Source organism: Janthinobacterium sp. CG_23.4 (assembly GCF_029892305.1).
GTDB lineage: Bacteria > Pseudomonadota > Gammaproteobacteria > Burkholderiales > Burkholderiaceae_D > Janthinobacterium > Janthinobacterium lividum_D.
Genome location: NZ_JARXUX010000001.1, coordinates 1667323 through 1686383 on the forward strand (window position 1 = coordinate 1667323; position 19061 = coordinate 1686383).

Below are 19061 nucleotides of genomic sequence, written 5' to 3' on the forward strand. Positions count from 1 at the left end.
CGCGCATGTCCGGGCCCTTGTCGAAGTGGCACGGCGGCGCGGCCGTGGTGGTGCTCTGCCTGGCGCTGGGGCTGGCACTGGCGTGCGTGCTGGCCAGGGTAGCCCAGGCGCCCCGGCTCAATGCAATCGTGCTGGTGGTGCCGGCTACGCTCGTGTATGCGATCGGCTCGGGTTTTTCCGCATTTTACCTGTGCCGCGCCTATCCCTTGCATGCGCGCCATCCGCTCGCCATTGCCGGCGTGATGGGCGTGGCGGCCCTGTTCGCGGGCTTGCTGTGGGCTACCCTGCTGCAATTTATGAATAGCGCCAGCCTGTTGCTGCAGCTGCGCTGGCTGGGCGTGAACCTGACGCAATCGCTGCTGGCTTTGTTTTTCGGCCTGGGCGTGCTGCTGTATTGCCTCGCTGTCGCCGTGCATTATTTGTTGCTGCAATTTGTGCGCGCCAGGATGGCAGAGCAGCGGGGCCTGGAAGCGCAGCTGATGGCGCAGGAAGCGCAACTGCGCATGCTGCGTACGCAGATCGATCCGCATTTCCTGTTCAACAGCCTGAACTCCATCAGCGCCTTGACATCGATCGATGCAGCGGGGGCGCGCCAGATGACGCTGCAACTGGCCAGTTTCTTTCGCCAGAGCCTGAGCCTGGAAGCGCACAAGCACATTGCGGTGGAGCAGGAACTGGTGCTGATCCGCCATTTCCTGGCCATCGAGCAAGTGCGTTTCGGCGCGCGCCTGCAAGTGGCGCTCGTCATTGATGACGGCGCGCTGGCCTGCCTGCTGCCGCCCATGCTGATACAGCCGCTGGTGGAAAATGCTGTCAAGCATGGTATCTGCGGCTTGACGCAGGGCGGCCTGATCGAGATCGCGGTGCAGCGCGCGGGCAGCTTGCTGCACATTGCCGTGCGCAATCCGGTGGATGTGGATCAAGGACCGGCCCACGGCAAGGGCGTGGGGCTGGACAATGTGCGCCAGCGCCTGGCCAGCACCTATGGGCATGAAGCGGGCGTGCACTGGATACGGCGCAACGCGACGTTTGAAGTGACGCTATCGATGCCGGCGCAGACCGGCGACACGGAGGAAGCATGATGCAGGCAAGAATGCGGGTGGCCATCGTCGATGACGAAGCGCTGGCGCGCAGCGTGTTGCGCGAATACCTGGCGCGCCATGACGATATCGACATCGTGGCCGAATGCGCCAACGGCTTCGAAGCCGTCAAGGCCATCGCGGAGCTGGCACCGGAACTGGTGTTTCTCGACATCCAGATGCCGCGCCTCGATGGCTTTGAAGTGGCGCAGCTGATCGGCGCGAAGACCAAGCTGATCTTTGTTACGGCGTACGACCAGTATGCATTAAGGGCGTTCGAATACCACGCCTTGGACTACCTGCTCAAACCGTTCAGCGAACAGCGCTTCGAGCAGGCGCTGGCCCATGCGCGCAGCAACTGCAGCATGCCCGAGACCGTGTTGACGCTGGCGCGTGAGGCGGCCACGCGCGCCGCCCCTTTGGCCCGCGTGCTGATACGCGACGGTGCCAAGGTCCATGTGATCGCCAGCGCCCGCATCGACTATATCGAGGCGCAGGACGATTACATCAGCATCCGTTCCGAGGGCAAGTCTTACCTGAAAAGTCAGACGCTGGCGCAGCTCGAAATCCAGCTCGATCCCGCCAGGTTCGTGCGCGTGCACAGGTCGTATCTGCTCAATATCGATGGCATAGGCCGCATCGAGGCGAGCAGCAAGGATAGTCACGTAGCCATCTTGCGCGATGACACGCGCATTCCCGTGAGCAAGGCCGGGTATCAAAAACTCAAGGCATTAGTCGGCTAGCCGCACGTCCCACCAGGTCGGCAGCAATTGACGGATTTCGGGTCGGGAAAAACGGTCGTCGATCAGATAGACGACGCCCTTGTCCGACTGCGTGCGGATGACTCTGCCAGCCGCTTGCACTACTTTTTGCATGCCCGGATACAAATACGTGTAGTCGTAGCCGGCGCCGAAGATGTCGCCCATGCGCTGGCGGATCTGCTCGTTGACGGGATTGATCTGTGGCAAACCGAGGGTGGCGATGAAGGCGCCGATCAGGCGCGCGCCCGGCAAGTCGATGCCTTCGCCGAAGGCTCCGCCCAGCACGGCAAAGCCGATGCCGCGCGTGTCCAGGCCAAAGCGGCCCAGGAATTGCGCGCGGGCATTATCGTCCATGCGGCGCGGCTGCTGCCAGATGGGCACGTCGGCGTGCTGCTGTACAAACAGGCTGGCGGTCTTTTCCATGTAATCAAAACTGCTGAAGAAGGCCAGGTAGTTGCCCGGCGTTTCGGCGTACTGGCGCGCCATCAGTTGCACGATGGGCAGTAGCGAAGCGGCGCGGTGCTGGTAACGCGTGGAAATAGTGTCAGCCACGCGCACGGATAGCTGTTCCGCCTGGAAAGGCGATTCCACGTCGACCCAGGCCGTGTCGGCGGGCATGCCCAGGGTGTCGCTATAGTAATTCCACGGGCTCAGGGTGGCGGAAAACAGGGCCGTGCTGTGGCTGGCCGCGAAACGTTCCTTGAGGAAGGGCGCCGGGACGATGTTGCGAATGCAGACGGTGGAGCCAGCAGTCGATCCCGTATTTGTCTTGCTGACATCGAACAGCGAATGTGCGCCAAAGCTCTCCGCCAGGCGGTTGATCAGCAACACGTCAAAATAAAAGCGCTGCACATCCTCATCCAGCGCTGCCGCGTGTTCGGCCTGGTAGTCGCCGATGGCCGTCGCCACACCTTGCAGGGCGCCAAAGAATTTTTCCGGCAAGTCCGCATGCACGTGGTAGTCGCCATCTTGTTCCTTGAGCAAGGTCGTCCACTGGCGCGAGAGGCGGTCCAGCGGTTTCTTCAAGGCGACAGGCGCGACCTTGCGCAACAGCTTCAGCTTGACCTGCTCCAGCTCGGCCGTATACATGCTGCGCGCGCGCGACACCATATTGTGCGCTTCGTCAACCAGCACATTGACCTTCCAGTCGTGCGCCAGGGTCATGCCGTACAGCATGGCGCTGAGGTCGAAATAGTAATTGTAGTCGCCGATGACGACATCGCTCCAGCGTGCCAGCTCCATGCCCAGGTAGTAGGGGCAAACACCCTGTTGCAAGGCGATGGCGCGCACCGCTTGCTTGTCGAGGATCAAGCCGCTGGCCAGCGCGACTTCGCGCGCCAGCGGCAAGCGGTCGTAAAACCCCTGCGCCAGCGGACACGATTCGCCGTGGCAAGCCTTGTCAGGATGCTCGCAGGCGCTGTTCTTGGCGCTCAGTTCCAGCACCCGCAGGGGCAGTAGCGGCGCGCTCTCCTTGAGGATGGCGCAGGCGTCGAGCGCCATTTGCCGCCCCGGCACCTTGGCGGCCAGGAAAAACAGCTTGTCGAGGCCGTGCGCGGCCGTGGCTTTCAACATGGGGAACAGGCTGCCCACCGTCTTGCCGATACCCGTCGGCGCTTGCGCCAGCAAGCCGCAACCACGGCTGCTGGCCTTGTACATGGCCTCTGCCAGCTGGCGCTGGCCCGGACGGAAGTCGGCGTGCGGAAAGACCATGCTGGCGAGCTGCGCATCGCGGCTGGCCCGGTGCGCCATTTCCTGCTCGGCCCAGTCCAGGAAGAGGGTGCAATGCTGCTCGAAGAAAATGCGCAGCGCCTCGGCCGTGCATTCCTCGTGCATGACGCTTTCCTTCTGGCTGACGATGTTGAAATACACGAGCGCCACGCGCAGCATGGGCAGTTTCAGTTGCTTGCACAGCAAATGGCCGTAGATGCGCGCCTGCGCCCAGTGCAGCTGGCGGTGGTTGGCGGGCATGGCGTCGAGCTCGCCCCGGTAGGTCTTGATCTCTTCCAGCTGGCGCCGCGCCGGGTCGTAGCCATCGGCGCGCCCGCGCACATGCAGGGGGCCGAAGTCGCCGCAAAGGCTGATTTCCCGCTGGTAATCGTCGTCGCGCCGGCTAGTCACGGTGGCGTGGCCGGCCATGCCTTCCTGCGCCGTGGGGGCGGGCGTGAAACGCAAGTCCAGGTCGCCCACCTTGGCGGTGAATTCACACAGGGCGCGCACGGCGATCGTGTAGCTCATGGCGCGCCCTCCCATTGCAGGTAGCACACGCTGACGGGCATGGCGTGTTCGGCGCAGTACGCTATCCAGCGCAGCTGGTTGTCTTGCAGGCGGTCACCCGGACCCTTGACTTCGATCATGCGGTAGCGCTGCTCGGCCGGCCAGAACTGGATTAAATCGGGCAAGCCGCTGCGGTTGTTTTTAATATCGAGCAAGATGCGCTCAAACGCCTTCTTCAGGTGGGCCGCCGGGATGCAGGCCAGCGCCAGGTCCAGCAAGTCCTTGTCCAGCGCTTGCCAGCTGACGAAGGGCGAAACGATGCCGTGCTTGCTGGCCAAGGTGGCGCGGATGGCGGCGTGGTAACGGCCGTCGTCCAGTTGCGCCAGGCAGGCGGCAAAGTCCCGGCTGCGGCGCGCATGGAAATCGGCGCTGTGCAAGTCGGCCGGGCCCCGGTGAAACGGGTGGAAAAAGGCGCCCGGTATGGCCTTGAAGATGGCCGGCCAGCACAGCAGGCCGAACAGCGAGTTGATCAGGGTGTTTTCCACGTAGTACACGGGCGCGTCGTCCTGCATCAGGTGCTGCTGCACCACGCCTTCGACGTAGCTCGCTGCGCCTGGATGCGGCAGCCGCAGATCGATGCGGTCCACGGCGGCGGCAACGTTGGCTGCCTGTTTTGCGTGGCCCAGCTTGCGCCGCAAGCGTGGCGCCATGCGTAGCAGCAATTGCTGTTCTCCTTCGCTTTCCGGCGCGGCCAGGGCCAGCGTCAGGCGTTCGTAGGCCGCTTGCGCCTGCTCATCTTTTTCCAGCACGCGGATGGCGCGGCCGCGCGCGCCCGGATAGCGGCAATCGGCGTAGGCGCGGTAGGCGGCTGGCCAGTCCTGGCATTTTTCCAGATGCTGGGCGATCTGGAAGCGCAGCTTGTCGCGCCGGCTGGCTAGCCAGGTATTGTCCGGCGATAATGGCAGCGCCGCCAGTTGCTGCAGCACTTCTTCTGCCGGCACGTCGTCGTTGTAGCGTTCGCGGCACTGGTACAGCACTTCATAGTGCTCGATATCCTGGCGCGTGCGAAAACCGCGCGACTGCGGCGAGAATTCCACTTTTTCATATTGGTACACCCCGAGGTCGGACAGCACGAATTGCGACCAGTCCTGGCGATAGTTGCCAAAATAGATCAGGCGCAGGCGGTCGCACAGCGGTTGCAGACCGATGCGGTACAGTACGTCGCCCGAGGCCGGATACCAGGCGGAAAACGGCTTAGCTTCAGCATGTTGTTCGCGCAAGGCGTCGAGTTGCTCGGCCTTGCGCGCCGTCTTCAGGGGGGCTGCAAGGCTGAAGGCTTCGGCGACTTCTGCTTTCAGCAGCAAGTCGAATACCGCATCGAGCGCAATGACAGGGTCGGCCTCCACCCATGCCAAGGCGAGCAAGGGCAGGGCGGCCGCGCGCGTGTCGCCGATTTCCGGGTAATTGAGTTTGCTGGCGCGAAATAGACAGCCTTTGCGCATGACCAGGCGCACGAACAGGGCGCGCGAGGGCTGCGGCAGTGCGCCGAATGCGGCGATGAACTGTATTTCTTCAGTGCTCAGCAGATCGGCGTAACGCGCGCCGATCCAGTGTAAGACTTCCTGGAAATTATCCAGATAGTACAAGGGATTTTCCAGGACTCTCAGCATGGGGGCGATAGGGTAACAGGGCAACAGGGCAATAGGGCGGTGGTGCAACAGGGCAAGTTGCAAGCGGATGATTTTTACTGTGTTTATATACAGTTTAAACCTTCCGCCGCCGCTTGCCCAGCGATTTCATGTCCAGCCACCTGTACGGCAGGCAAAACAGCGCTTGAGCTTGTGATTGCTCGGGCAATGATAGCCGAGGCGATGGCATGCAAGGCAGCAAAGCAATGACGGGTATAATTAATAAACATTTAAGTTTACTTATATGGCGTGGCCACGTAGGCTTGCCAGAGACAATCCGCCGAGGCCGCATGAAAAACATCATTCTCATTTGCGCCGCCTGTATGCTGGCGCTGCTATCGACCATCGGCGCCTCCCTGCCATACCCGATCTTGCCGCCCTTGTTCGCCGCCGAGGCGCCGAATGCCTTCAATCATTTCCTGGGTTTGCCGTCGAAACTGCTGTTCGGCTTGGCGCTGACCATCAATCCGCTGGGCCTGCTGATCGGCTCGGCCGTGCTGGGGCCGCTGTCGGACCGCTATGGTCGCCGTCCCTTGCTGATGCGCACGGCCGTGGGCGCCGCCATTGGCCACGCCATCACGGCATGGGCACTGGTGATCCAGTCCTATCCGCTGTTCCTGGTGGCCCGTTTCATCACGGGTTTGCTGGAAGGAAACGGCGCCGTGGCGCGCGCCATGCTGGCCGACCAGTTGACGGGGCCGCTGCGCTTGCGCGCCATGTCCTGGCTCAATGGCGCGTTTTACCTTGGTTGGCTGGTGGGCCCGATCCTGGCGGGTGCGACCCTGCATTGGGGCGTCACGGTGCCATTCTGGATCGCCGCCACCGCCCTGATGCTCGTCGCCGTGCTGGTGGCCGCCGGTTTGCCGCGCGAAACGCCTTCGCTATTGACGACCTCGTGGTGGCAGGTGGCGCGCGACCGTCATGTGCTCAATTTGCTGCGCCATGCCGAGTTGCGCACCTTGTTCATCGTGCAACTTGCGCTGACCTGCGGCGTGGCCAGTTTTTACGAGTTTTATCCGCTGTGGCTAGTCGAGACGGCCAGTTACCATGCGCAGGAGATTGCCTGGGTGAATGTAGGCCTGTGCGGCACGATGACGATCACCTCGCTGCTGGCGGGCGGTCCCAGCCGCCATGCGCCGCTGCTGCGCGCCAGCTGGTATGCGAGTGGCGTGGCGCTGGCCATCGGCGTGCTGGCGCTGGGTGATATATGGGTGGGCCTCGCCGCCATCGTGCTATTCGGCATTCCCAATGCGCTGTACAACACGGTCATCCAGGGCTGGTGCGCCGAACGCTTCAGCGTGCACGGGCAGGGCGCCGTGATGGGCTTGCTGTCCACCACCTTTTGCATTGCCAATATCGTCGTGGCCCTGAGCGGCTCGGTGCTGACGCTGATCGACACGCGGCTGATCCTCGCCGCAGGCGCCATGTCCGCCGCCTGGGCTGCCTGGCGCATGGCGGCCTGGCGCCGCCAGCTCGATGGCGCCGCCGACGCCAAGGCGGTCGCATGAGCGCCAGTACGTCCGGGCAGAGCTTGTCGCTGTTGAAGCTGCGCGGGCCGCAGACGGCGCAGCAACTGGCGCTCTTGCTCGGCATCACCTCCATGGGCGCGCGGCGCCAGCTCGAAGCGGCGCAGCAGAAGGGCCTGGTGGCTTTCGAGGACGTGGCTGACAAGGTGGGGCGCCCGGCGCGGCGCTGGGCGTTGACGCGCGAGGGCCACGCGCGCTATCCGGACCGGCATGCCGACCTGACCCTGGAATTGATCGGGCAAGTGAAAAACCTGTTCGGTGACGAGGGCCTGGATAAATTGATCGACGCGCGCGAACGCAGCAGTGTCGCCGCCTACAGCACGCTGATCGACTTGCGCCTTGCGCTGGCGCAAAGAGTGGAGATCCTGGCGCGGACGCGCGATGACGAGGGTTACATGGCCCATGCCGAGGCGCAGGACGATGGCAGTGTCTTGTTGGTGGAAAACCATTGCCCGATTTGCGCAGCGGCCACCGCATGCCAGAATTTCTGCCGCTCGGAGCTGGCCATCTTTCAGCGGGTGTTGGGGGACGATTGCATGGTGGAACGCAGTCAATATCTGCTGCAGGGCGGGCGGCGCTGCGTGTACCGGATCGTGCCGGTGAGGTGAAGCCAAGCAAAGGCTGGGGTCAGACCCGGCGGGTCTGACCCCACATGGAGTCAACTTACTTCTTGGCAGCCTTCGGCTTGGCAGCGGGCGCCGCCTTTTCAGGCGCAGCTTGTGCGCCGGCCGTGGCCTGCGCCACTTGCGCGCTAGCCTTGGCAATTTGATCTTCCACCGTCTTCACGGCCTGTTTCGTGGCCTTGGTTACTTGTTCGTAACCGAGGAAGGCGTTGTCGATGGCAGCCTTGACGATGGCCACGGCGTTTTCCGAGCCCGGCGGCACGTTTTTCGTGACGTCATAAATCAGGGCGCTCAAATTGCTTTTTGCTTCGGCCACGTGGGCTTCTGCGGCCGTGGTGAATTCCGTGTGGATTTCCTTGATGATGTCGTCGAGTTGCTGTTTATACGCTTTTGCACCGGCAACACCCGGTTGCAGTTGGGCAGCGGCGGCCGCCATGGCAGCCTTTGGATCCTTGGCCTGACTGATTTCCTTGCTGGCGGCAAGGCCATCTTCGATGCCGGACTTGGCGGTAGCCATGTTCAGCGCCAGTACCTGCTCCACGCCTTGCACGGCCTTGGAGGTGAGGCTGTTGAAGGTCATCAGCTGGAATTCAAACAGGGCCTTGGTGGCCGATGCGAATTGTTCGGGATTTGTAAACATGTGGTCTCCTCGGTTTGAATAGATACGTTCTTATCGTTCCATACTCTTTCGATGCCGCATTGCCATTGCTTGCTCTCAAGCCGGTGCCCCGTGTGGTCATGGCCCCATTATTTAACAAGCGCCGGTTTTTCGCAACGGCTATCTTTGTACGGTCCCGAGGCCAGTTCCCAGCCAAATCCCAGGGTGGACTGGGCGCATGACAGGGTGCCGTCGATCTTGCTGCGCCATTGGTACCAGGGTGCCGGCGCGGCCGAGGCGTACGCGCAGGCGGCCAGCAGGACTGCGGCGATCAGGTATTTCATCAGTGCTCCGAAAGAAAAGTCTGCCGATATTGTAGCGCGCCAGCGATTCAGGCAGCCGGCGATTGCGGCGCTGCGGCCGGTAACTGCAGGGTGAAGGTGGTGCCGCTGTCGGCACCGGTGCTGCTGCTGGCGCCGATATTGCCACCCAGCACGCCCGTGACGATATTGTGCGCCACATGCAGGCCCAGGCCCGAGCCGCCGGACCCGAGCTTGGTCGTGAAAAAGGGGTCGTAAATGCGCGCCAGATCGTCGGCGGCGATGCCCACGCCCGTGTCGGCGATGGACACGGTGATCATCTGCCCGTCATCGCTGGCGCACGCGGTGATGCTGATATTGCCGCCGCTGCGCCCCTCGAAGCCATGGCGCAGGCAGTTTTCCAGCAGGTTGCTTAGTACCTGACCCAGCGGATCGGGATAGCTGTCCATGACCAGGCCGTCTGGTACGTTTTGCGTCAGGCTCAGGCCGGCGGCCTTGAGCAGCGTGGACATGGGCAGCATCAGTTCGGCGATGAACTGGCGTAGCGGAAAGCGCCGCCGTGGCGAGCTGGCGTGGTCAACGGCGATCAGCTTGAAGCTCGAGACCAGGTCAGCGGCGCGCTGCAAGTTGCGCAGCATGATGGCGTCCGCTTCACTCGCTTGGCTCAGGTAGGCACCGAGTTCGGAGCGGCGCAGTCCGTCCTGGAAGCTGGCCTGGATATCGCGCGTGCGCTCGGCCATGGTGGTGGCCACCACCAGGCCGTTGCCGATCGGCGTATTGAGTTCGTGCGCAATGCCAGCGACCAGCGCGCCCAGTGCGGCCAGCTTGTCGCGGCGCACCAGTTCTTCTTGCGTGATGGACAGGTTTTCCAGCGCTGCGGCCAATTCCCGGTTCGTCTGCTCGGAGTGCTCCTTGGCCTGCGTCAAGGCTGCCGTGCGTTCGTCTACCAGCTCTTCGAGGTGGGCGCGGTGGCGCTGCAGTTCGCGTTCGTGGCGCATGCGCCCGATGGCGATGCCTGCCAGGTCGGTGGCCGTATCGATCAGCTGCAGCTCGTGCGCATCGGGCTTGCGCACTTCGCGGTAGTACATGGCGAAAGAGCCGAGCACGGCGCCATCCTGGCCGAAGATGGGGCGCGACCAGCAGGCACGCAAGCCGAACGGTGCCGCCAGATCGCGGTAAGGTGCCCACAGCGGATCGTGCATGATATCGCTCACGACCACCGGTTCGTGCCGGAACATGGCCGTGCCGCAGGAGCCCACGCCGGGTCCGATGGCCACGCCTTCGAGCTGGGCCAGGTACTCGGGCGGCAGGCTGGGACCGGTCGCGCTGTGCATGTGGATGCCATCATCGTCGAGCAGCATGATGGAACAGAGCACGCCACGCGACTGGCTTTCGATCAGCAGCAGCTGGTTCAGGGTGGGGTTCAGGGGTGCGCCCTTGGCGACCATTTCCAGCAAGGCGCTCTGGCCCGCGCGCATCGCTTCGGCGAAGTTGCGTTCGGTTAAGTCGATGACGCGCGCATGGACCAGCTGGCGCCCTGGCACGGACAAGCGCATCAAACGGATTTCGCAGGCGATCAGGTGGCTGTCGCGGTGGCAGCAGATGGCGCGGAAAACGACGATCTTGCCTTGCAAGGTATCGCCGATCTTCTCTTCCAGCAATTGCGGCGAGGCGCGGCCGTCGTCCTGATGCCTGGGGAACAGCGGCTCGATGCCGCCTTGCAGCAGTTCGGCCAGCGGCATGCCGAACAATTCTTCGGTCAGGTGGTTGGCGTCGATCAGCAGGCGGTTGTCGATATCGAACAGCAGCACGGCGTCGGGTGAGCCAGCCAGGATGGCATGGTAATTGACTTCCAGCGTTTGCGGATGCCGCGGCCGCGCCGGTGTTGCAGCCGTTGCAGTGGTAACGGAAAGGCGCGCGGCCTGCACCTCGGCCTTGTGCAATGCCAGTTCCATGAGGATTTTTTCCGCCACGTCGCGCGCATTGAAGGGCATTTTGATGTAATCGCTGGCGCCGGCGCCCACGCTGCGGCCCTGTTCCTCGGCGCTGGGGGTGGCCGACATCAGCAGCAGGGGCACGCCGTGGCTTCCGCCCGCATTGCGCAGGCGCAGGCAGGTGGCGCCGATATTCGTGCCGGCCAGCGCCGCGTCGAGCAAGATCAAGTCGGTACCGCCGGCCGCCAGTTGCACGCCTTCGTCGACATCACCCGCCAGTCCCGTGCCCAGGTTATGTCGGTCCAGCACATACAGCAGTTCGCGCACATCGTCAGGTGAATTGCTGACCAGTAGCACCTTGGCCCGATCGGCGATGGAAGAAATCAACTGAGTCATGGTGGCGCGCCCTTACGCGTATCGTGAGGTGTGAGGTTAGTATTACATCAAGGCAAGTCGGAGTAAACGACAATTCCTGGTAAGCCAAAGCAAGGCAATGGCAGACGATGTTACGCCTTCTGTGATGCCAGTTCGGTGCGCGCCTGTTCGATACGCGCGTAATTATCCTCGATCCAGTCGACCAGCACGGCCAGCCGTTCGGCCGCCTCGCGTCCCAGCGGCGTGAGGCTGTATTCTACCTTGGGCGGTATCACCAGATATGCCTGGCGCAGCACGAAGCCGTCGCCTGCCAGCGCTTCCAGAGTTTGCGCCAGCATTTTTTCGCTGACCCCGCCCACTTCGCGGCGCAGTTCGCTGAAGCGCCGCGTGCCGCTTAGTAGCAATACCAGCACTAGCACGGCCCAGCGGCTGGTCAGGTGGCTGAGCACGACGCGCGACGGACAGGCCGCTGCGAGCAGTTGCGCGCCCTGGTTTTGCTCGGTGAGGGCGGCGCGCAGGCTGGCCCCTGGAGTGTCTGTGGACATGCTAGTTGGCCTTCAAGATGGGAGTGTGGTGGGCGTGTAAATTAATACTTACCAAAAGGTACGTACTTACAATAAGTAAGTAATAGTCCTATTATAGGGTCTTGTCATCCACTCTCCAAGGAAAAATCATGATCGTCATCACCGGTGCCACAGGTAATCTGGGCCAGCACGTCATCGCCAGCCTGCTCACGTGCGTACCTGCAGAGCACATCATCGCCGCCGTGCGCAACCCGGCCAAGGCCGCCAACCTGGCCGCACTGGGCGTGCAAGTGCGCCAGGCCGATTACAACGATGCTGCCAGCCTCGACGCGGCTTTCAAGGGCGCGACAAAAATCCTGCTCATTTCGTCGAGCGAAGTGGGCCAGCGCGCGCCGCAGCACCAGAATGTCGTCGACGCGGCCAAGCGGGCAGGCGTGTCTCTGCTCGCCTACACCAGCGTCTTGCGCGCCGACACGTCACCGCTGGGCCTGGCCGCCGAACACGTCATCACGGAAGCGGCTATCCGCGCCTCCGGCCTGCCTTACGCTTTCCTGCGCAACGGCTGGTATCTGGAAAATCACACGGAGCACCTGGCGCCCGTGCTTGAACATGGCGTGGTATTGGGTGCAGCGCAAGGCGGGCGTTTCTCGTCGGCCGCGCGCGCCGACTACGCCGCCGCCGCCGCTGCCGTGTTGACGGCGCCAGAGCCGCAAGCCATTTATGAACTGGCCGGCGACCAGGGCTTTAACCTGGCCGAGTACGCCGCTGAAGTGGCGCGTCAGTCGGGCAAGGCGATTGTCTACAAGGATATGGCGCAGGCCGACTTCAAGCTAGCCTTGCTTGGCGTGGGCGTGCCGGAAGGTTTTGCGCAGTTGCTGGCCGATTCCGATGCGGGCGCAGCCGATGGGGCTCTGGAAGACAATGGGCAGCAATTGAGCGCGCTGATTGGTCGTCCGACGACTAGCCTGCTTGACGCCGTCAAGGCGGCGCTGGCGAAGTAAGGGAAATGCAGGGGCGCGGCCGCAGGAGAGGGTGGCCGCGTGGCATTCTGGAATGAAAAAAGCCGCAAACTCGTGAAAGTTTGCGGCTTTTTTGCGAATTAGGTAATGGTGCCCACGAAGGGACTCGAACCCCTACACCCGAAGGCACATGGACCTGAACCATGCGCGTCTACCAATTCCGCCACGTGGGCACTGATGCTGCTTAATGCTTATTGCTTATTACTATCTGCTGCTGTCTCACTACTGTACTGCGGACTACAACGACAACATCTCGTTGCTGGTGGTGCCCACGAAGGGACTCGAACCCCTACACCCGAAGGCACATGGACCTGAACCATGCGCGTCTACCAATTCCGCCACGTGGGCATTATGCTGCTGACTGCTTTACTACTTTATCACTTTTTACTGCGGATCACAACGCTCAACAACGCGTTGCTGGTGGTGCCCACGAAGGGACTCGAACCCCTACACCCGAAGGCACATGGACCTGAACCATGCGCGTCTACCAATTCCGCCACGTGGGCAATGTTACTGCTTGCTACTCTTTATCGCCGCGTGTTCTGCAGCGAGGACAAAATCATAAGGGCTGGCGCGCATTCGGTCAATCAACATTTTGCACTTTTCTTCAAGAAACATATCTTTTCGCCTGAAAACGGCTGTTCCCTATGAAAAAAGGCAAGATGTGCCTCTTTTTTCAGCGCTTTTTCGTCAGATTCCTTCCTTGGGGAGCGGGAGCGGGCGCGGCTGCCGACCTGCCGCAGTATGAGCGGCAGGCGGTGATTTGCGGCACAGAAATGAAAAAAGCCGCAAACTCGTGAAAGTCTGCGGCTTTTTTGCGAATTAGGTAATGGTGCCCACGAAGGGACTCGAACCCCTACACCCGAAGGCACATGGACCTGAACCATGCGCGTCTACCAATTCCGCCACGTGGGCACTGATGCTGCTGTAACTCACTACTTTACTACTTTGCTTCTGGCGTCATTGTTGCCAAATAACTTAGCAACAATTCTGCTATCATAGCGACTTGAAGAGTTTTGCGCCAGATGAGCTTTCGCTCCATACTGCACATCAACCCTGTACCGCTTCTCTTGTGACGCCACGCCGATAAAGGCGTTTTGCTGCAAGAGGGCTAGATTATAGAGCAATATTTGCCGAAGTCAAATGCATTGCGCACTTTTCCCCCTTTTTTTCATTGGCGGGGCACTTGTTCGGTTTCCGCTACGCTGTCCGTTAGGCAAACCAAGGCGTCGTCCGGTACACTACCGGACATCACCGTGTCAATATTGACGGTGATGTCATCGGTCTTTGTATTCCGTTTGATCACTGTCAATAACAACTATAGAAATACTTTTGAGCCAAAATACCCACACCATCCCCAGCCGGGAGGACATTCTCGGCATATTCCGCAGCGTCAACGCGCCTCTCGACCCGCAGTCTCTGGGGAAAACGCTGCAAGTGCATGCCGATTCCATGGATGTCCTGGTCCGTCGCCTGAAGGCGATGGAGCGTGACGGCCAGCTGAAGTCTGATGCCAGCGGCGTATTCTGCCTGGCCGACCAGAGTGCGCTTGTCGCCGGTCGCGTCACCAGCCACCGCGATGGCTTCGGTTTCGTCATTCCCGACGACGCCAGCGCCGACCTGTTCTTGCCTGAAAAAGAAATGCAGAAAGTCTTGCATGGCGATAAGGTCATGGCCCGCATCGTCGGCACGGACCGTCGCGGTCGCCCGGAAGGCACGATCGTGGAAGTCACTTACCGCGCCAATACCCACGTGATCGGTCGTTTGATCCAGGAAAACGGCACCTGGGTCGTGGCGCCGGAAGACCAGCGCATCGGCCAGGACATCCTGGTGACCGGCTCGGTGGGCAAGGCGAAGGCCGGCCAGATTGTCAGCGTCGAGTTGACCGAACAGCCGATGCGCTTCAAGCAGCCGGTCGGCAAGATCGTTGAAGTGCTCGGTGCACTCGACGATCCCGGCATGGAAATTGAAATTGCCGTGCGCAAATTCAACGTGCCACACATCTTTTCCGCCACTGCCTTGAAACAGGCGGAAAAACTGCCGTTCGAAGTGCGTGCCGCCGACTTGAAAGAGCGTGTCGACCTGCGCGACGTGCCATTGGTGACCATCGATGGCGAAGATGCGCGCGATTTCGACGATGCCGTGTATTGCGAACCCGTCAAGATCGGCCGCGCCAACTGCTTCCGCCTGATCGTGGCCATTGCCGATGTCAGCCATTACGTGAAGCCGAACGACGCGCTCGACGTCGACGCGCTCGAACGCAGCACGTCCGTCTACTTCCCGCGCCGCGTGATCCCGATGCTGCCGGAAAAGCTGTCGAATGGCTTGTGCTCGCTGAACCCGGCCGTCGACCGTCTGACCCTCGTCTGCGACGCCGTCGTCAGCGACAAGGGCGAATTGAAGGCCTACCAGTTCTACCCGGCCGTGATCCATTCTGCCGCGCGCCTCACGTATGATGAAGTCGCTGCCGTGCTGGGCAATACCAAGGGACCCGAAGCGGCACGCCGCGCCGACATCCTGCCGCAGCTGCAAAACCTGGAAACTGTGTATCGCGCCTTACTGAAAGCACGCACGCAGCGCGGCGCCATCGATTTCGAGACGACGGAAACGTACATCGTCTGCAATAGTGCCGGCAAGATCGAAAAGATCATCCCCCGCACGCGCAATGAAGCGCACAAGATTATCGAAGAGTGCATGCTGGCAGCGAACGTCTGTGCCGCTGATTTGTTGCTGCGCAACAAGCATCCTGGCACTTACCGCATCCACGCCAGCCCGACCAAGGAAAAGCTCACGCAAGTGCGCACTTTCCTGAAACAGGTAGGCTTGAACTTGACGGGTGGCGACACGCCATCGGCATCGGATTACCAGACGCTGATGCAGCAGATCAAGCTGCGCCCCGACGCGGCCCTGTTGCAAACGATGCTGCTGCGTTCGATGCAGCAAGCCGTCTATAGTCCGGACAATATCGGCCACTTTGGCCTGGCCTATGAGGCTTACGCCCACTTCACCAGCCCGATCCGTCGCTATCCCGACTTGCTCACGCACCGCGCCATCAAGGCTATTTTGCAAGGCAAGAAATACGAGCCCAAGCTGTCCGATAAGGTCGTGTTGAACACCAACGTCTCGAACGCCACGCGCAAGCAGCAGGCCAAGGACAAGGCCGACGGCAAGCCGAAGAAGACCGATCTGACCATATGGGACGCGCTCGGTGTGCATTGCTCCGCCAACGAGCGCCGTGCCGACGAAGCGTCGCGCGACGTGGAAGCGTGGCTGAAATGCTACTTCATGCAAGACAAGCTGGGCGAGGAATTCACGGGCACCATCACGGGCGTGACCACCTTTGGCGTGTTCGTGCAGCTCGACACCCTGTTTGTCGAAGGCTTGGTGCACGTCACCGAGCTGGGCACCGACTACTTCCAGTACGACGATGCGCGCCATGAATTGCGCGGCGAACGCACGGGCAAGCGCTTCCAGCTGACGGACCGCTTGACGGTACAAGTGGCGCGTGTCGATCTGGAGACACGCAAGATCGACCTGCGTCTGGTGACCGATGCGGAACTGGCGGGCGAAGAAGCGCCAGCCAAAGCGAGCGGTGGCGGCAAGCGCAAGGGCGAGAAGAAATCGATGCACAAGCCAGGTCCAGTGACCGAACAGCGCCACGAGATCAAGGCCGTCGTCAACAACGGCGGCAAGGCCGGCAATGGCTCCGGCGGCCGTGCCAATGGCGCCCGGGCGCCAGCCAAGCCTGCTGCCAAGGCGCAAGCCAAGGCGGCGCCGAAAGCGGCAGCCCCCAAGGCAGCGGCGCCCAAGCGTAGCAAAAAACCTGTTGCGGCCCCCGCCGCAGCGGCACCACGTGCAGCAAAAACTGTATCAAAAACAAGCAAAAGCAAGCGATAAAAGAAGCGATAACACATGAAGAATAAAATGATTTTCGGCTTCCATGCCGTCACCTCGCGCCTGCGTCACGAAGCGTCGTCCGTGGAAGAAATTTTTGTCGATGCCAGCCGCGTCGACGGCCGCATGAAAGACATGATTGCTGCCGCCAAGGCTGCCAACGTGCGCGTCATGCCGGTTGACTCCTCGCGTCTGGACAAGATTGTCGGCACGCGCCGTCACCAGGGCGTAATCGCCTTTGCGTCGCAGCTGTCGCTGGCGCGCAATCTCGATGAGCTGCTGGACGCCATCGACGGCCCGCCACTGCTGTTGATACTCGACGGCATTACCGACCCGCACAACCTGGGCGCCTGCCTGCGCGTGGCCGACGGCGTCGGCGCACATGCCGTCATCGTGCCGAAGGACCGCGCCGTGGGCTTGAATACCACGGCCGCCAAGGTCGCCAGTGGCGCCGCCGAAACCGTCCCGTACATCACCGTGACGAACCTGGCGCGTACCATGCGTGAACTCAAGGACCGCGGCATCTGGCTGATCGGTACCTCGGACGATGGCGAAAAAGGCCTGTACGAAGCCGATTTCACGGGCCCGACCGCGCTGGTCATGGGTTCCGAAGGCGAAGGCATGCGCCGTTTGACGCGCGACACCTGCGACATCCTCGTCAGCATCCCGATGTTCGGCTCCGTCGAGAGCCTGAACGTGTCGGTGGCCTCCGGTGTGTGCTTGTATGAAGCGCGCCGCCAGCGTATTGCGCTGGAGCCATAACAAGCGGCCAAGTCTTCAGCGTGCCATTTGCTTGAGCTATTTTTACCCCAAAAGCAAATCCTGGGGTCGTACCCTCAGGGTACGACCCCGGCACTTTCGCCGTTGGGTTGAGTGCATTTGATCAGCCGCCGCCCTTGAGGCGGCGCTTGTTTATCTGCCTCCCCGGCAGCGCACCGCCGAATACGCTACCATTTGCGTCTTGTCTCTTATCTATTCAGAAATCCGTCTTATGTTCCACCACCTGCGCGAAGATATCAACAGCATCATAGAACGTGACCCCGCCGCCCGCAATGGCTGGGAGGTGATGACCTGTTATCCGGGCTTGCACGCCATCGTCATGCATGGCTGGGCAAACTGGTGCTGGACGCGCCACATGAAGTGGGTGGGGCGCTTCATTTCCTACATCGCGCGCATCATCACGGGTATTGAAATCCACCCGGGCGCTGTCATCGGCCGGCGCGTCTTCATCGACCATGGCTTCGGCGTGGTGATCGGCGAGACGGCCGTCGTCGGCGACGACTGCACCATTTACCAGGGCGTGACCCTGGGCGGCACCTCGCTGCACAGCGGCGCCAAGCGCCATCCGACCCTGCAGCGTGGCGTCATCGTGGGCGCCGGCGCCCAGGTGCTGGGCAGCTTCACCGTAGGCGAGTATGCCAAGGTGGGCTCGAACGCCGTGCTGCTGAAAGCCGTGCCGTCCGGCGCCACGGCTGTTGGCAACCCGGCGCACATTGTACAAAAGGATGTCAGTGCCTTGCGCGAGGGCAGCACGGCGCACCTGTTTGCCGCGTATGGCGTGACGCCCAACGGCGACGATCCCCTGTCGAAAGCGCTGCAAGGATTGATCACGCATGCCGTGGCACAGGAGCAGCGCATCGAAACCATCGTCGCCACGCTGAAGGCGGCGGGCATCTGCTGCCAGGGCGTGCCCGATTGTGATAAATTCGATTCCGAGCAAATGAACAAGCTGGTTGATTAAGGAAACAGGCATGACTACAGACGCAAATGCAGCAGAAAAGAGTAGTGACAATCCGAATTTGCTCGACCCCTTCGAGATCCGCGTGCTGGCCGTGCTGGCTGAAAAGGAAGCGCTGACGCCGGACAGCTACCCGCTGTCCCTGAATGCCCTGACGAACGGCTGCAACCAGCTGTCCAGCCGCGACCCCGTCATGGTCTTGTCCGAGGAAACCGTGTACGACGTGCTGCAGCGCTTGATGCAGCGTAAATTCGTCAACGGCATCACGCAGGCAGGTGCACGGGTCGCCAAGTATGAACACCGCATGCGCATCAAGTGGTCGCTGGAACAGGACAAGCTGGCCATCCTGACGATATTGATGCTGCGTGGTTTGCAAACGGCGGGCGAGATTCGCAGCCGCAGTGGCCGCGTGCATGAGTTCAAGTCGGTGGCGGAAGTGGAGTCCGGCCTGCAATTTTTGATTGACAAATATCCGCCGCTGGTGGCCAGGCTGGCGGTCGCTCCCGGCGCCAAGGAGCCGCGCTATGGCCACTTGCTGGGCGGCGAAGAGGCGCTGGCGCAGATCGAGACGGCGGCCGGTTTTGCCGGTGCCGTCAGCGCGCCGCAGCAGGGCAGCCGGGTCGCCCAGCTGGAACAGGAAGTGCTGCAATTGCGCAGCGACTTCGATGGCCTGGCAGCGCAGTTCGAGGCCTTCCGCAAGCAATTCGAATAGCAGTCCTTCACGCCTGGCTTTTAGCCGCTCCCTGTCAGTTCGAGCGCGTTTCCGGT

The 19061-nt window shown here is 61.7% G+C and carries 16 protein-coding genes and 4 tRNA genes; 10 read left to right on the forward strand and 10 right to left on the reverse strand.

The features are described from left to right. The first annotated feature begins 5 nt into the window (after positions 1 to 5). Complete coding sequence (locus H4V96_RS07490) at positions 6 to 1082, forward strand: histidine kinase (RefSeq protein WP_010396841.1); 1077 nt, start codon at positions 6 to 8, stop codon at positions 1080 to 1082. Then, complete coding sequence (locus H4V96_RS07495) at positions 1079 to 1822, forward strand: LytTR family DNA-binding domain-containing protein (protein WP_334686070.1); 744 nt, start codon at positions 1079 to 1081, stop codon at positions 1820 to 1822. The genes H4V96_RS07490 and H4V96_RS07495 overlap by 4 nt, the downstream gene beginning before the upstream one ends. Here H4V96_RS07495 and H4V96_RS07500 read toward each other — a convergent pair. Further along, entirely contained in the window at positions 1811 to 4075 is a 2265-nt protein-coding gene (locus tag H4V96_RS07500; protein ID WP_196857028.1) for an ATP-dependent DNA helicase, read from the reverse strand. The two genes, H4V96_RS07495 and H4V96_RS07500, sit on opposite strands and share 12 nt — an antisense overlap. Continuing rightward, entirely contained in the window at positions 4072 to 5724 is a 1653-nt protein-coding gene (locus tag H4V96_RS07505) for a VRR-NUC domain-containing protein (RefSeq protein WP_196857029.1), read from the reverse strand. Before H4V96_RS07505 ends, H4V96_RS07500 begins: the two co-directional genes overlap by 4 nt. Positions 5725 to 6032: 308 nt before the next feature. Here H4V96_RS07505 and H4V96_RS07510 point away from each other — a divergent pair, with 308 nt between their 5' ends. Then, positions 6033 to 7250 carry an MFS transporter gene (locus tag H4V96_RS07510; protein ID WP_010396845.1) on the forward strand — a complete coding sequence of 406 codons (1218 nt, stop codon included), beginning with the start codon at positions 6033 to 6035 and terminating at the stop codon, positions 7248 to 7250. Then, positions 7247 to 7876 carry a metalloregulator ArsR/SmtB family transcription factor gene (locus H4V96_RS07515; protein ID WP_010396846.1) on the forward strand — a complete coding sequence of 210 codons (630 nt, stop codon included), beginning with the start codon at positions 7247 to 7249 and terminating at the stop codon, positions 7874 to 7876. The genes H4V96_RS07510 and H4V96_RS07515 overlap by 4 nt, the downstream gene beginning before the upstream one ends. Before the next feature lie 55 nt (positions 7877 to 7931). Here the strand turns inward: H4V96_RS07515 and phaP are convergent, their stop codons facing one another. The 4 genes from phaP to H4V96_RS07535 all read right to left on the reverse strand — a co-directional run bounded on the left by phaP (position 7932) and on the right by H4V96_RS07535 (position 11663). Beyond that, the gene (gene phaP / locus H4V96_RS07520) at positions 7932 to 8531 is read right to left on the reverse strand and encodes a TIGR01841 family phasin (RefSeq protein ID WP_010396847.1); all 600 of its coding nucleotides are present in this window, start codon (positions 8529 to 8531) and stop codon (positions 7932 to 7934) included. 107 nt (positions 8532 to 8638) lie between these two features. Beyond that, positions 8639 to 8833, reverse strand: coding sequence for a hypothetical protein (locus H4V96_RS07525; protein WP_196857031.1), 195 nt, complete (start codon positions 8831 to 8833; stop codon positions 8639 to 8641). 47 nt (positions 8834 to 8880) lie between these two features. Further along, the gene (locus H4V96_RS07530) at positions 8881 to 11139 is read right to left on the reverse strand and encodes an ATP-binding protein (protein ID WP_280720829.1); all 2259 of its coding nucleotides are present in this window, start codon (positions 11137 to 11139) and stop codon (positions 8881 to 8883) included. A gap of 110 nt (positions 11140 to 11249) precedes the next feature. After that, positions 11250 to 11663: a helix-turn-helix domain-containing protein gene (locus tag H4V96_RS07535; RefSeq protein ID WP_010396855.1), complete on the reverse strand. Its 414-nt coding sequence runs from the start codon at positions 11661 to 11663 to the stop codon at positions 11250 to 11252. Positions 11664 to 11791: 128 nt separating this feature from the next. Here H4V96_RS07535 and H4V96_RS07540 point away from each other — a divergent pair, with 128 nt between their 5' ends. Next, complete coding sequence (locus H4V96_RS07540; protein WP_196857033.1) at positions 11792 to 12643, forward strand: SDR family oxidoreductase; 852 nt, start codon at positions 11792 to 11794, stop codon at positions 12641 to 12643. Positions 12644 to 12749: 106 nt separating this feature from the next. Here H4V96_RS07540 and H4V96_RS07545 read toward each other — a convergent pair. The 3 genes from H4V96_RS07545 to H4V96_RS07555 all read right to left on the reverse strand — a co-directional run bounded on the left by H4V96_RS07545 (position 12750) and on the right by H4V96_RS07555 (position 13167). Beyond that, positions 12750 to 12834: transfer RNA gene (locus H4V96_RS07545), tRNA-Leu, on the reverse strand. A 90-nt stretch (positions 12835 to 12924) separates the two neighbouring features. Further along, positions 12925 to 13009, reverse strand: a tRNA-Leu gene (locus tag H4V96_RS07550). Between the two features lie 73 nt (positions 13010 to 13082). Next, positions 13083 to 13167 (reverse strand) — tRNA-Leu (locus H4V96_RS07555). 141 nt (positions 13168 to 13308) lie between these two features. Here H4V96_RS07555 and H4V96_RS07560 point away from each other — a divergent pair. After that, entirely contained in the window at positions 13309 to 13461 is a 153-nt protein-coding gene (locus H4V96_RS07560; protein ID WP_196857106.1) for a hypothetical protein, read from the forward strand. Between the two features lie 30 nt (positions 13462 to 13491). Here the strand turns inward: H4V96_RS07560 and H4V96_RS07565 are convergent. Next, a tRNA-Leu gene (locus tag H4V96_RS07565) sits at positions 13492 to 13576 on the reverse strand. A 417-nt stretch (positions 13577 to 13993) separates the two neighbouring features. On the opposite strand from H4V96_RS07565, the gene rnr reads away from it, so the two are divergent. The 4 genes from rnr to H4V96_RS07585 all read left to right on the forward strand — a co-directional run bounded on the left by rnr (position 13994) and on the right by H4V96_RS07585 (position 19005). Continuing rightward, entirely contained in the window at positions 13994 to 16558 is a 2565-nt protein-coding gene (gene rnr, locus H4V96_RS07570) for a ribonuclease R (protein ID WP_196857107.1), read from the forward strand. 15 nt (positions 16559 to 16573) lie between these two features. Then, on the forward strand, positions 16574 to 17317 hold the full coding sequence (rlmB, locus tag H4V96_RS07575; RefSeq protein ID WP_010396865.1) for a 23S rRNA (guanosine(2251)-2'-O)-methyltransferase RlmB: 744 nt from the start codon (positions 16574 to 16576) through the stop codon (positions 17315 to 17317). Between the two features lie 229 nt (positions 17318 to 17546). After that, a complete protein-coding gene (gene cysE, locus H4V96_RS07580; protein WP_010396867.1) occupies positions 17547 to 18296 on the forward strand; it encodes a serine O-acetyltransferase in 750 nt (249 codons plus the stop codon). Positions 18297 to 18306: 10 nt separating this feature from the next. After that, positions 18307 to 19005: a YceH family protein gene (locus H4V96_RS07585; RefSeq protein WP_010396869.1), complete on the forward strand. Its 699-nt coding sequence runs from the start codon at positions 18307 to 18309 to the stop codon at positions 19003 to 19005. The last annotated feature ends 56 nt before the right edge of the window (positions 19006 to 19061 follow it).

Bases quoted from the DNA above. Each gene is read 5' to 3' on its own strand.
- H4V96_RS07490 (WP_010396841.1), top strand. From the start codon at position 6: ATGTCCGGGCCCTTGTCGAAGTGGCACGGCGGCGCGGCCGTGGTGGTG.
- H4V96_RS07495 (WP_334686070.1), top strand. From the start codon at position 1,079: ATGATGCAGGCAAGAATGCGGGTGGCCATCGTCGATGACGAAGCGCTG.
- H4V96_RS07500 (WP_196857028.1), bottom strand. From the start codon at position 4,075: ATGAGCTACACGATCGCCGTGCGCGCCCTGTGTGAATTCACCGCCAAG.
- H4V96_RS07505 (WP_196857029.1), bottom strand. From the start codon at position 5,724: ATGCTGAGAGTCCTGGAAAATCCCTTGTACTATCTGGATAATTTCCAG.
- H4V96_RS07510 (WP_010396845.1), top strand. From the start codon at position 6,033: ATGAAAAACATCATTCTCATTTGCGCCGCCTGTATGCTGGCGCTGCTA.
- H4V96_RS07515 (WP_010396846.1), top strand. From the start codon at position 7,247: ATGAGCGCCAGTACGTCCGGGCAGAGCTTGTCGCTGTTGAAGCTGCGC.
- phaP (WP_010396847.1), bottom strand. From the start codon at position 8,531: ATGTTTACAAATCCCGAACAATTCGCATCGGCCACCAAGGCCCTGTTT.
- H4V96_RS07525 (WP_196857031.1), bottom strand. From the start codon at position 8,833: ATGAAATACCTGATCGCCGCAGTCCTGCTGGCCGCCTGCGCGTACGCC.
- H4V96_RS07530 (WP_280720829.1), bottom strand. From the start codon at position 11,139: ATGACTCAGTTGATTTCTTCCATCGCCGATCGGGCCAAGGTGCTACTG.
- H4V96_RS07535 (WP_010396855.1), bottom strand. From the start codon at position 11,663: ATGTCCACAGACACTCCAGGGGCCAGCCTGCGCGCCGCCCTCACCGAG.
- H4V96_RS07540 (WP_196857033.1), top strand. From the start codon at position 11,792: ATGATCGTCATCACCGGTGCCACAGGTAATCTGGGCCAGCACGTCATC.
- H4V96_RS07560 (WP_196857106.1), top strand. From the start codon at position 13,309: ATGAAAAAAGGCAAGATGTGCCTCTTTTTTCAGCGCTTTTTCGTCAGA.
- rlmB (WP_010396865.1), top strand. From the start codon at position 16,574: ATGAAGAATAAAATGATTTTCGGCTTCCATGCCGTCACCTCGCGCCTG.
- cysE (WP_010396867.1), top strand. From the start codon at position 17,547: ATGTTCCACCACCTGCGCGAAGATATCAACAGCATCATAGAACGTGAC.
- H4V96_RS07585 (WP_010396869.1), top strand. From the start codon at position 18,307: ATGACTACAGACGCAAATGCAGCAGAAAAGAGTAGTGACAATCCGAAT.